Here is a 12991-nt window from a genome sequence, read left to right on the forward strand (position 1 = left end):
CGCATGGGGTCATTTTTTTATTGAATGCTTCGCGGGTGCTTTTTGCCATGGAAATCGATGCACTGCTGCAGACTCTGGCCAGCCGCAATGGCTCCGATCTTTACCTGTCCACGGGCGCGCCACCCAGCGCGAAATTTGATGGTGTGCTCAAACACTTGACCGATCAACCGTTCAAGCCGGGAGAAGTGGCGGCCATTGCCGCGTCCATCATGGACGCCGAACAGCGCCTGGAGTTCGATCGGGACCTGGAAATGAACCTGGCACTTTCCCTGCCCGGGGTCGGGCGTTTCCGGCTCAATATCTTCAAACAGCGCAATGACGTGTCGATTGTGGCACGCAACATCAAACTCGACATTCCACGCTTCGAAGATCTCAACTTGCCAGCGGTGCTGCTCGAATCCGTGATGCTCAAACAAGGGCTGATGCTGTTCGTCGGTTCGACCGGCTCGGGCAAGTCGACCTCGTTGGCGGCGCTGATCGATTACCGCAACCGCCATAGCAGCGGTCATATCATCACTATTGAAGACCCGGTCGAGTTTATCCATCGGCACAAGAAGTCGATCGTCAATCAGCGCGAGGTTGGCGTCGATACCCGCAGTTTCCATGCGGCGCTGAAAAACACGTTGCGCCAGGCGCCGGACGTGGTGTTGATCGGCGAAATCCGCGACCGCGAGACTATGGAACACGCGCTGGCGTTTGCCGATACCGGTCATCTGGTGATTTCCACGTTGCATGCGCACAACGCCAATCAGGCGCTGGATCGGGTGATCAATTTCTTTCCCGAAGAACGCCGGGCACAACTGCTCAATGACTTGGGTAACAACCTCAAGGCGTTTGTGTCCCAGCGTCTGGTGCGTACCCGCGACGGGCAGCGCCGGGCGGCGGTGGAGGTGATGCTGGGCACACCAACCATCGGTGACCTGATCCGGCGCAATGAGTTTGGCGAACTCAAGGGGATCATGGAGAAGTCTTCAGAGGCAGGGATGCAGACGTTTGACGGGGCGCTGTTCGCGCTGTTTGCCGAGGGTGCGATCGATGAGGCAGAGGCGTTGAAACATGCGGATTCTGTGAACAACTTGCGCTTGCGCCTGAAAATGCACGCCGAGGCCACACCCGCCCCCCATACGCCGCCGGGTGAATGGGGGCTAATGGACTGACGTCTCCCCCTGTAGGAGCTGCCGAAGGCTGCGATCTTTTGATCTTTAGCGATTCATCTGACGCCAAAGTCAAAAGATCGTCCGAACGCGGCCCGAGCCTTCGGCAGCTCCTACAAGGGTCGCATTTCAGTCGTTCAGTTCGGGGCGGTTTCGAAATTGCTCCAGGGCTTCGGGGTTGGCCAGTGCATCGGTGTTTTTCACCTTCTGGCCATGCACCACATTCCTCACCGCCAACTCGACCACCTTGCCGCTGATGGTCCGCGGAATGTCCGTCACCGCGACAATCTTCGCCGGCACATGCCGTGGCGTGGTGTTGGCGCGGATGACCTGGCGGATCTGTTGTTGCAGCGCTTCGTCCAGTTCGACGCCGTCGCGCAAGCGCACGAACAGCACCACTCGCACGTCATCCTGCCATTGCTGACCGATGGCGACGCTGTCCAGCACCTGCGGGACTTTCTCCACCTGACGGTAGATTTCCGCCGTGCCGATGCGTACACCGCCGGGGTTGAGCACCGCGTCGGAGCGGCCGTGGATCAGCATGCCGCCATGGGGCAGTTGCTCGGCGTAATCGCCCTGGGCCCAGACGCCGGGGAACAGGCTGAAATACGAAGCGCGCAGCTTTTCCTGTTGCGGGTCGTTCCACAAGCCGATGGGCATCGCCGGAAAATGCCGGGTACACACCAGTTCGCCTTTTTCACCGATCACAGGCTTGCCATCGTCGTTCCACACTTCGACCGCCATGCCCAGGCTCTTGCACTGCATTTCGCCGCGGCGCACCGGCAGCACCGGGTTGCCAATCACAAAGCACGAAACGATATCGGTACCACCGGACATCGAAGACAGGCACAGGTCGGACTTGAACGCGCGGTAGACGTAATCGAAGCTTTGCGGCGACAGCGCCGAGCCGGTGGACAGGATGGTTCTCAGGCTGCTCAGGTCATGACTTTCGCACGGCTTCAAGCCATTGCTTTCCAGCGCAGTGAGGAATTTCGGGCTGGTGCCGAAGACATTGAGGCGTTCGTCGTCGATCAGGTCGATCAAGCGCTCCGGCCCTGGATGAAACGGCGAGCCGTCATACAGCACCACGGCGCTGCCGACGGCCAGCGCCGAGACCAGCCAATTCCACATCATCCATCCGCAGGTGGTGTAGTAGAACAAACGGTCACCGGCGCCGAGGTCGGTGTGCAGGCCATGTTCCTTGACGTGTTGCAGCAACACGCCGCCGGTGCCGTGCACAATGCACTTCGGTACGCCGGTGGTGCCGCTGGAGTAGAGGATGTACAGCGGATGGGCGAAGGGCACGGGAACGAATTGCGGCTCGTCGCCCGTTTCGTAAAAATCGTCCCACAGCGTCACGTTGGCCTGGCAGCGGAAATCCTCGATGCGTGCTTGAGGACGCGCATAAGGCACAACAATCAATTGCTGCAAGGACGGCAGTTGTCCGAGGATTTCATTGATCTTGGTGGTCTGGTCGATCACTTTGCCGGCGTAGCGGTAACCGGCGCAGGTGATCAGCACTTTCGGTTCGATCTGGCCGAAGCGATCGATCACCCCGTGGGTGCCGAAATCCGGTGAAGAACAGGACCAGATTGCACCCAGGCTGGTGGTGGCGAGCATGGCCACCAGGGTCTGCCAGGTGTTCGGCATGCACGCTGCCACGCGGTCGCCGAGGCCGACACCGGCGGCTTTCAGGCTATTTTGAAAACCGGCGACGTGGCTTGCCAGTTCAGCCCAGGTCAGCTGTTCCCGTTGGCCGTTTTCACCGATGGCGACCACTGCCACGGCATCGTCACGACGGCGCAGCAGGTGTTCGGCGAAGTTCAAGGTAGCGCCGGGGAACCACTGGGCGCTGGGCATTTGCGCGCCTTCGATCAGCACCGCGTCTGGCTGATCGTGAAAACGGATGTCAAAGAAATCGACAATGGCCTGCCAGAAGGCTTCCCGCTGGTCGATGCTCCATTGGTGCAGGGCAGGGTAGTCGGCGATCCCAAGGGTGTGTCGCTGATTGACGAAACGCCGGAAGGCCTCCATGCGGGACTTGCCGATGCGCTCGGTGCCGGGTTGCCAGAGGATGTCGGACATGGCTTGGCCTCTTTTTCTTATGTCTACACACAGTCTACTGTGGTGAGGGAGCTTTTGTGGCGAGGGGGCTTGCCCCCGTTGGGTCGCGAAGCGGCCCCGCGGTTTGTCTCCAGTCACTCCACGTTGCCCGGTTTTGCGACTGCTGCGCAGCCGAACGGGGGCAAGCCCCCTCGCCACAGAACTCCCTCGCCACAGGGTCTGGCGGCAGGCTACTGCGCCAACCATCCACCATCAATATTCCACGCAGCGCCACGCACCTGGCTACCGGCTTCGCTGCATAAAAACAGCACCAACTCACCCAGCTGCGGCGGCGTCACGAATTCCAGGGACGGTTGCTTCTCGGCCAGCAAATCATGTTGCGCCTGCTGCGGGTCGATCCCGGTCGCGGCGCGATCATCGATCTGCTTCTGCACCAGCGGCGTCAGCACCCAGCCTGGGCAAATGGCGTTGCAGGTAACGTTGGTGGTGGCGGTTTCCAGGCCGACCACTTTGGTCAGGCCGATCACGCCATGCTTGGCCGCGACGTACGCCGCTTTGCCCACCGAACCGACCTGGCCGTGCACCGAAGCGATGTTGATGATGCGTCCCCAGCCCTTGGCACGCATGCCCGGCAGGCTCAAACGGGTGCTGTGAAACACCGACGACAGGTTGATCGCAATGATCGAGTCCCAGCGCTCCACCGGAAAATCTTCCACCGCCGCCACGTGCTGGATGCCGGCGTTGTTGACCAGGATATCCACGCCACCGAACTCACGTTCGGCGTACTCGATCATGTCAGCGATCTGTGCCGGGTCGCTTACGTCGGCGGGGTGATGGCCGACCTTGCTGCCGAATTGTTCTACTTCGGCAATCACTTTGGACGCATCGCCGAAACCGTTGAGGATCAGGTTGGCGCCAGCCTTGGCCAGGCTCAGGGCGATCCCCAGACCGATGCCGCTGGTGGAACCGGTGACCAGTGCGGTCTTGCCCGAAAGAGTCGTCATGAATACCTCACACAATGCCAGTGGCGTAGAAAGTACCGATCACCACAAAAACAGCGAGTGTCTTGATCAGCGTAATACAGAAAATGTCTTTGTAGGCCTCGCGGTGGGTCAACCCGGTGACCGCCAGCAAGGTAATTACCGCACCGTTGTGCGGCAGAGTGTCCATGCCGCCACTGGCCATCGCAGCGACCCGGTGCAGCACTTCCAGCGGAATATTGGCGGCGTGGGCAGCGCTGATGAAACTCTCGGACATCGCCGCCAAAGCGATGCTCATCCCGCCTGACGCCGAGCCGGTGATGCCGGCCAGCAAGGTCACGGTGATCGCTTCATTGACCAACGGGTTGGGAATGCTCTTGAGCCAGTCCGACAGCACCAGAAAACCTGGCAACGAGGCGATCACCGCCCCGAAACCGTATTCCGACGCGGTATTCATCGCCGCCAGTAGTGCGCCACTGACCGCACTTTTACTGCCTTCGGCCAACCGGCCACGAATCGCCTGAAAGCCGAACACCAGCACCATGATGATGCCCACCAGCAGGGCGGCCTGGACCGCCCAGATTGCGGTCAGCTTGGCGATGTCGGTGGTCACGGGAGCGGCCATGCCCGGCAGCGAAAGGCTGTGGGTCTTGCCGTACCACACAGGAATCCAGCGGGTGAACAGCAGGTTCATCAGGCCCACCAGCAACAGCGGCGACAGCGCGATCCACGGGTTGGGCAGTTGGATGTCCGGCGCGGTTTCCGGCTCGTTGCGCAGTTCTGAACCATAGCCTTCACCACTGCGCTGGGCCTTGTTGCGCTGGCGCTGCAGAAACAGCATGCCGGCGCAGAACACGAAAATCGCGCCGACCACACCCAGCCACGGCGCCGCCCAGGCGGTGGTGTTGAAGAAGGTGCTGGGGATGATGTTCTGGATCTGCGGCGTGCCGGGCAGGGCGTCCATGGTGAACGAGAACGCGCCGAGGGCAATGGTCGCCGGGATCAAGCGCTTGGGAATATTGCTCTGGCGGAACATCTCGGCGGCAAACGGGTAGACCGCAAACACCACCACAAACAGCGACACACCGCCGTACGTGAGCAGGGCGCAGACCAGCACGATCACCAGCATCGCCTGGCGAGTGCCGAGCAAGCGAATCGCTGCTGCGACGATGGAACGGGAGAAACCCGACAACTCGATCAGCTTGCCGAACACCGCACCGAGCAGGAACACCGGGAAATACAGTTTGACGAAACCGACCATCTTTTCCATGAACACCCCGGTGAAGACGGGGGCAACGGCGGAAGGGTCGGTGAACAGGACGGCGCCGAGGGCGGCGATCGGGGCAAAGAGGATAACGCTGTAGCCACGGTAAGCAGCCACCATCAGCAGCGCGAGGGCTGCCAAGGCAATGATCACACTCATGGTGTGTCTCTCCAGGATTGTTATTTTTGTAGGGTGAAGCTAGGTGGGGAGGGCTATAGCGGGTTTCGTGCCAGATATCTAAGTTATTGAAATGTAAATGATTTATGTTTTTTATGAATATTGTGGAGGATTTTTGTCTCTATTCGGAGACGATTTGGCGCCTTAAAAGATCGCAGCCTTCGGCAGCTCCTACAGGGGAACGCGGAAATCACTGTAGGAGCTGCCGAAGGCTGCGATCTTTTGATCTTGAAAATACATCTACAAATAGAGATGCATGTCTCTTTATAGAGACTCTGCAATCCCCAACGCCGCCATCTTCTTGTACAACGTCGACCGCCCCAGCCCCAACCGCGCCGCCGCTTCGATCACCTTCCCACCGCATTGCGCGAGGGTCGATTCAATCAACTGCCGATCAAACCGTTCGCGAGCCTCACTGAAGGTTTCATGGGCAATCGGTTCAAGGGGCAGAGGCGCCGCACGCTCAACCGGGGTAAAACTGCCAATCGCCGCGCGGATGTCCGCCGCGTTCAGCATCAAGTCATCACTGAGCAACGCCGCCCGTTCCAGCACGTTGCGCAGTTCACGAATGTTCCCTGGCCAGGCGTGTTGCCCCAACAATTCCAGGGCTTCGCGATTCAATTCGTGCTGGCTGCGCAGTTCCTCAAGGATCGCTTCACTGAGGGCCGGCAGGTCGTCGAGGCGATCACGCAGGGGCGGGACCTGGATCGGCAGCACGTTGAGGCGGTAATACAGATCGGCGCGAAACTCGCCGCGTTTGATTGCCGCCACCAGATCGGTGGAGGTGGCGGCGATCACCCGCACATCACTCTGAATCACTTCGTTGGAACCCACCGGTTCGAATTCCTTTTCCTGCAACACCCGCAGCAGTTTGCTTTGCAACGGCAGCGGCATGTCGCCGATTTCGTCGAGAAACAGCGTGCCGCCCTGGGCGATTTGCAACTTGCCGGCGCGGCCCTTGCGATCGGCGCCGGTGAACGCGCCGGGCGCGGTGCCGAAGAACTCGGCTTCCAGCAGCGACTCGGGAATCGCTGCGCTGTTGATGCTGACGAAGGCTTTATGCGCCCGGGGCGATGCGCCGTGGATCGCCTGGGCCAGCAGTTCCTTGCCGGTGCCGGTTTCACCGAGCAACAACACCGGCGACTCTGCACTGGCGCTGCGTCGGGCGCGGCGTTTGACTTCGAGGCTGGCGGCGCTGGTGCCGATGAAGTGCGCGAAGTTGTACTTGGTCTGCCGTGCTCGCAGCAGCGAGCGGGTGGACGCCAGTTCTTCCTGCATGCTCAGGTAGCGCTTGAGCATTGGCGACAGGCTGCGCAATTCGTCGAACAGGGCAAAACCGATGGCGCCGATCACCGCGCCGGCATCGTCGTGAATCGGCAGGCGCATCACCACCAGCGGTTCCTTGGGGGTGTCTTGCATGTCCAGCAGGATCGGCCGTCCGGTGCGCACCACCTCGCGTAACAGGCTGCCGGGGATCACGCTTTCACAGGCCCTGCCGATGGCACCTGCGGCCGACTCCAGGCCAAACCGCCGGGCATAGCGCTCGTTCATCCAGACGATGTTCGCGTCGCGGTCGACAATCACCGTGCCTTCGCTCGATTGCTCGATGATCTCGAACAGCGAGCGGATCGCCAGGGTGCGAACGCGCTGGTAGTCCTTGAGGCTTTCGGTGGTGTTCATCGGGGTGTCCATTTTTGGAAATCAAGATCAAAAGATCGCAGGGATTATGCCAACCCCGGATGCGCCGCCGCCAACAGCTCTTTGGTGTACGGGTGCTGCGGTGATTCGAACACCGTGTGGCTGGCGCCGCTTTCCACCACTTTGCCGTCCTTGATCACGATCATGTCGTGGGCCAGGGCACGCACCACCGCCAGGTCGTGGCTGATGAACAGGTAGGTCAGGCCATGTTTTTCCTGAAGCTGGCGGAGCAGGGCGACCACTTGTTTTTGCACCGTGCGATCAAGGGCCGAGGTCGGCTCGTCGAGCAGGATCAGTGCCGGTTTCAGCACCAGCGCGCGGGCAATGGCGATGCGCTGGCGCTGCCCGCCGGAAAATTCGTGCGGGTAGCGATGACGGCTTTGCGGATCGAGGCCGACTTCTTCCAGCACCCGGATGACCTGGGCCTCGCATTGCGCAGGGGTGGACTGGCTGTGAACCTCAAGGCCTTCACTGATGATCTGCGCCACGGACATCCGTGGGCTGAGGCTGCCGAAGGGGTCCTGAAACACCACCTGCATCTTCTTGCGCCACGGTCGCAGCTGCTTTTGCGTCAGGCTATCCAGCGCCTCACCCTGAAAGCGAATGCTGCCTTCGGAATCGAGCAAGCGCAGGATCGCCTGACCGAGGGTGGACTTGCCCGACCCGGACTCACCGACGATGCCCAGGGTCTTGCCGCGCTGAACGTTGAGGCTGATGCCATCGACTGCACGCAAGTAAGTTTTACGCTGGAACAGGCCGCCCCCGATGGCGAACTGTACGTGCAAATTATTCACTTCCAGCACGTTTTCACGCTCGTCCCGGGGCAGCGCTTCACCTTCCGGTTCGGCGTTCAGCAGCACGCAGCTGTAAGGATGTTTCGGCTCGGTGAACAGCGTTTCGCAAGGCGCCTGCTCGACGATTTCCCCGGCGTGCATCACGCACACACGCTGGGCGATGCTGCGCACCAGATTGAGGTCGTGGCTGATCAGCAGCAGCGACATGCCGAGTCGCTGCTGCAAGGATTTGAGCAGCAGCAGGATCTTGCGCTGCACCGTCACATCCAGCGCGGTGGTCGGTTCGTCGGCGATCAGCAATTCCGGTTCGCAGGCCAGGGCCATGGCAATCATCACCCGTTGCCGCTGGCCGCCGGACAGTTGATGGGGGTAGGCCTTTAGCCGCTCTTCGGGCTTCTGGATGCCCACCAGTTGCAGCAATTCGAGTATCCGCGCTTGCGCCGCCTTGCCGCTCAGCCCTCTGTGCAGCAGCAGGGTTTCGCCGATCTGCTTTTCGATGCTGTGCAGCGGATTGAGGGAGGTCATCGGCTCCTGAAAGATCATCGCGATCCGGTTGCCGCGCAGCTCGCGCAAGGTGCTGGTGTCGGCACCGATCAATTCCTGGCCGCGGTAGCGAATGCTGCCGGTGGTTTCAGTGCCGCTGTCGGGCAGCAGTTGCAGGATCGAGTGGGCGGTCACCGACTTGCCGGATCCGGACTCGCCGACCAGCGCCAGGCATTCGCCGGGGCGGATGTCCAGGCACAGGTTGCGCACCACGGTCTGGCCACTGAAGGCCACGTTGAGGTCACGGATTTCGATCAGGTTGTCACTCATATCAACAGTCCGCGTCATGATCGTGGATCAAAGGCATCACGCAACGCCTCGCCAATGAACACCAGCAAAGAAAGAATCAGCGCCAGAGTGAAAAACGCCGTCAGCCCCAGCCACGGCGCTTGCAGGTTCTGCTTGCCTTGACCGATCAGTTCGCCCAGGGACGCGCTGCCGGCCGGCATGCCGAAGCCGAGGAAATCCAGCGCCGTGAGGGTGGAAATCGCCCCAGTCAGGATGAACGGCAGATAACTCAGGGTGGCGTTCATTGCGTTGGGCAGAATGTGTCGCACGATCACCTTGCGGTCGGTCAGGCCTAGCGCACGGGCGGCTTTGACGTACTCCAGGTTACGCCCGCGCAGGAACTCGGCGCGCACCACGTCCACCAGGGCCAGCCAGGAAAACAGCGCCATGATCCCCAGCAGCCACCAGAAATTCGGCTCGACGAAGCCCGACAGGATGATCAGCAGGTACAGCACCGGCAGCCCCGACCAGACTTCTTGCAGACGCTGACCGATCAGGTCGACCCAGCCGCCGTAGTAGCCTTGCAGCGCGCCGGCGGCGATGCCGATCAGCGCGCTGACAAAGGTCAGCGTCAGCGCAAACAGAATCGACACCCGCGCGCCGAAAATCACTCGGGCCAACACGTCGCGAGCCTGATCGTCCGTACCCAGCCAATTGACACTCGTGGGCGGGCTCGGCGCCGGTTTGTTGAGGTCGTAGTTGGGGGTGTCGTCGCTGAACGGGATCGGCGGAAACAGCAACCAGCCGCCGTCCTTCTTGATCAGTTTCTGCACGTAATCGCTGCGGTAGTCGGCCTGAAATGGCAACTGGCCGCCGAACTCTTGTTCGGTGTGGCGTTTGAGAGCCGGGAAGTACAGCGAGCCCTGATAACTGACCACCAGCGGTTTGTCGTTGGCGATCAACTCGCCACCGAGAGTCAGCAGGAACAAACCGACGAACAACCATAGCGACCACCAGCCTCGGCGGTTTTTCTTGAAACGTTCGAAACGGCGACGTCCCAGCGGCGAGAACTTGAGCATCAGGCGTTCCTCGCGGCGAAGTCGATACGCGGGTCGACCAGGGTGTAGCAGAGGTCACCGACGATTTTTATCAGCAGGCCGAACAAGGTGAAGATGAACAACGAACCGAATACCACCGGATAGTCCCGCGATACCGCGGCTTCGTAACTCATGCGACCCAGGCCATCGAGGGAGAAAATCACTTCGATCAACAGCGAACCGGCGAAGAAAACGCTGATAAAGGCCTGTGGAATCCCCGACACCACCAGCAGCATCGCGTTGCGAAACACATGGCCGTAAAGCACCCGGCGTTCACTCAGGCCCTTGGCCCGGGCGGTGACCACGTACTGACGGGTGATTTCATTGAGGAAGGAGTTTTTGGTGAGGATGGTCAGGGTCGCAAAGCCGCCGACCACCAGCGCCGTTACCGGCAGCACCAGGTGCCAGAAGTAATCGGCGATTTTGCCCACGGTCGATAGCGACTCGAAGTTGTCCGAGACCAGGCCGCGCACCGGGAACCAGTTCAACGAGGTGCCCCCGGCGAAGACCACGATCAGGAACATCGCGAACAGGAACGCTGGCATTGCGTAACCGATGATGATCGCGGTGCTGCTCCAGATATCGAAATGGCTTCCATGGTGTACGGCCTTGCGAATGCCCAGCGGAATCGACACCAGATAAGTGATCAACGTCGCCCAGAGCCCGAGGGAAATGGTCACCGGCATTTTATCCAGGATCAGGTCGGTGACCGTGGCACCGCGAAAAAAGCTCTTGCCGAAGTCGAGGTGGGCATAGCTCTTGAGCATCAGCCACAAGCGTTCCGGCGCTGGCTTGTCAAAGCCGTATTGCTTTTCGATCTCCTTGATCAGCTGCGGATCGAGCCCACGGCTGGCCCGTGAGCTGCCGTGCATGGTCTCGCTGGAACCGCCGCCGACACTTGTGCCACCGATGCCTTGCAGGTGTGCGATGGCCTGTTCCACCGGCCCACCGGGCGCGGCCTGGACGATGGCGAAGTTGACCAGAAGAATGATCACTAAAGTCGGGATGATCAGCAGCAAGCGCCGCAGTACGTAAGCCCACATCAGTGCGACCCTCCGGATTTGCCACGCTTGATGAGTTCGGCGGTCATCTGTTCGTTGGTCAGGGGGGTGGAGCTGACTTCCCACCAACTCTCGATGGCTTCGTCATTGCTTGCTTGTACAGAGGGAATGCCGAAGCGGTTCCACCACACGGTCGAACTGCCGGGCGGGTAATAGTTGGGAATCCAATAGAAGTTCCATTGCAGGACACGGTCCAGGGCATGGGCGTAGCGCAGCATGTCGGCCTGGGTGTTGGCGCGGACCAGGCCGTTGATCAACGTATCGACCGCCGGGTTCTTCAGCACCATGTAGTTGTTGGAGCCCGGATCGCTGGCCGCCGCCGAGCCAAAGTAGTTGTACAGCTCGTTACCCGGCGAGTTGGTGACCGGGTAGCCGGTGACGATCATGTCGTAGTCCCGGGACATCAGGCGGTTGACGTACTGGGAGGCGTCGATGCGGCGAATGTTCAGGTCGATGCCGATTTGTTTCAGGGTGCGCTTGTAAGGCAGCAGCAATCGGTCCATGCCGTTCTGGCTGATCAGGAAGGTGAAGCTCAGCGGTTGACCTTCGGCGTTGACCAGTTGATCGCCATCGGGTTTCCAGCCAGCCTGTTCGAGCAGGTCCAGGGCTTGCAACTGTTTGTCGCGAATCACGCCGCTGCCATCGGTTTTCGGTGCTTCGAAGACCTGAGTGAAGACTTCGTCGGGGATCTGCCCGCGCAGCGGTTCGAGAATCGCCCGCTCACCCGCGTCGGGCAGTTGTCGGGCAGCGAGGTCGGTGTTGGAAAAGAAGCTCTGCTGGCGGATGTACAGGTCGCGCATCATCTGCCGGTTGCTCCACTCGAAGTCCCAGAGCATGGCCAGCGCCTGGCGCACGCGGCGGTCCTGGAACATCGGGTTTTGCAGGTTGAACACAAAGCCTTGGGACGGTTGTGGTGCCTGCGTTGCCAAGTGTGCTTTTTGCAGGCGACCGTCGCTCAGGGCCGGACTCTCGTAGCCGATGGAGTAGGCGGTGGCGGAGAATTCGCGGTTGTAGTCGTAGGCACCGCCGCGCAGGACCTGACGGGCGACGTCGGTGTCGCCGAAGTACTCGATGCTGAAATGATCGAAGTTGTAGAGGCCGCGGCTGACCGGTAAATCCCTGGCCCACCAGTCGGCGTTACGCTCGAAGGTGATGCTGCGCCCGGAGTCGACCTTGCTCACGCGGTATGGCCCGCTGCCCAGCGGTGGCTCGTAACCGCCGCCGTTGGCGAAGTCGCGGGTCTTCCACCAGTGTTCGGGAAACACCGGCAAAGTGGCGATGTCGAGGGGCAGGGTGCGGTTTTCGTTGCTCTTGAAGTCGAACCGAATGGTTAGCGGTGATTCCACTTCGACGCCTTTGACGTCGGCGAATTGCGTGCGATAGCGCAGGCTGCCCTGGGTCATCAGCAGGTCGAAGGTGTAGCGCACGTCTTCGGCGGTGATCGGCTTGCCGTCGGCGAAACGGGCCTTCGGGTTCAGGTAGAAACGCAGGGACAGTCCATCATCGGAACGCTCCATCTGCTGCGCCACCAGGCCGTACACGGTGTAGGGTTCGTCCAGCGAACGCACGGCCAGGGGCGAGTAGATCAAGCCATCGACTTGTGTGACGCCAATACCTTTATCGATGTACGGCAGGACGTGGTCGAAATGACCGATCTCCAGTGCCGAGCGACGCATCGTGCCGCCCTTGGGCGCTTGCGGGTTGGTGTAGTCGAAATGACTGAAACCGGCGGGATACTTCGCCGGTTCACCGTATACGGTCAACGCCTGTTGCGGTGCAGCGTTCACACCGGCGGCGCCCAACAACAGGGCCACGGCAGTGAACAGTAGAGTGGGGAAAGCCAGTCGCATTGTCAGCCTTAGAGCCGGGTGATCGATAAGCACAATTTGTACGCTAGCGGCGCGTCCCTCGCCAGCCGTATCACGTAACGA

9 protein-coding genes are annotated in these 12991 nt (G+C 60.7%); 1 reads left to right on the plus strand and 8 read right to left on the minus strand.

The genetic code is table 11. From position 1 onward, the window contains the following. Positions 1–47: 47 nt before the first annotated feature. Positions 48–1157 carry a PilT/PilU family type 4a pilus ATPase gene (locus ACEN9A_RS10805; RefSeq protein WP_258673583.1) on the plus strand — a complete coding sequence of 370 codons (1110 nt, stop codon included), beginning with the start codon at positions 48–50 and terminating at the stop codon, positions 1155–1157. Between the two features lie 126 nt (positions 1158–1283). Here the strand turns inward: ACEN9A_RS10805 and ACEN9A_RS10810 are convergent, their stop codons facing one another. The 8 genes from ACEN9A_RS10810 to ACEN9A_RS10845 all read right to left on the minus strand — a co-directional run bounded on the left by ACEN9A_RS10810 (position 1284) and on the right by ACEN9A_RS10845 (position 12910). Beyond that, entirely contained in the window at positions 1284–3239 is a 1956-nt protein-coding gene (locus tag ACEN9A_RS10810; RefSeq protein WP_258673586.1) for an acetoacetate--CoA ligase, read from the minus strand. A 209-nt stretch (positions 3240–3448) separates the two neighbouring features. After that, the gene (hbdH, locus tag ACEN9A_RS10815; RefSeq protein ID WP_258673587.1) at positions 3449–4222 is read right to left on the minus strand and encodes a 3-hydroxybutyrate dehydrogenase; all 774 of its coding nucleotides are present in this window, start codon (positions 4220–4222) and stop codon (positions 3449–3451) included. 7 nt (positions 4223–4229) lie between these two features. Continuing rightward, complete coding sequence (locus tag ACEN9A_RS10820; protein WP_258673589.1) at positions 4230–5621, minus strand: GntP family permease; 1392 nt, start codon at positions 5619–5621, stop codon at positions 4230–4232. A 282-nt stretch (positions 5622–5903) separates the two neighbouring features. Further along, complete coding sequence (locus tag ACEN9A_RS10825; RefSeq protein WP_258673595.1) at positions 5904–7319, minus strand: sigma-54 interaction domain-containing protein; 1416 nt, start codon at positions 7317–7319, stop codon at positions 5904–5906. A 44-nt stretch (positions 7320–7363) separates the two neighbouring features. Beyond that, positions 7364–8944: an ABC transporter ATP-binding protein gene (locus tag ACEN9A_RS10830; RefSeq protein ID WP_258673597.1), complete on the minus strand. Its 1581-nt coding sequence runs from the start codon at positions 8942–8944 to the stop codon at positions 7364–7366. 14 nt (positions 8945–8958) lie between these two features. After that, complete coding sequence (locus ACEN9A_RS10835; protein ID WP_258673598.1) at positions 8959–9981, minus strand: ABC transporter permease; 1023 nt, start codon at positions 9979–9981, stop codon at positions 8959–8961. Then, a complete protein-coding gene (locus ACEN9A_RS10840) occupies positions 9981–11042 on the minus strand; it encodes a microcin C ABC transporter permease YejB (protein WP_019649162.1) in 1062 nt (353 codons plus the stop codon). Before ACEN9A_RS10840 ends, ACEN9A_RS10835 begins: the two co-directional genes overlap by 1 nt. Continuing rightward, on the minus strand, positions 11042–12910 hold the full coding sequence (locus ACEN9A_RS10845; RefSeq protein ID WP_258673599.1) for an extracellular solute-binding protein: 1869 nt from the start codon (positions 12908–12910) through the stop codon (positions 11042–11044). Before ACEN9A_RS10845 ends, ACEN9A_RS10840 begins: the two co-directional genes overlap by 1 nt. Between the last annotated feature and the right edge of the window lie 81 nt (positions 12911–12991).

It is taken from the genome of Pseudomonas sp. Pseusp18 (assembly GCF_059506005.1).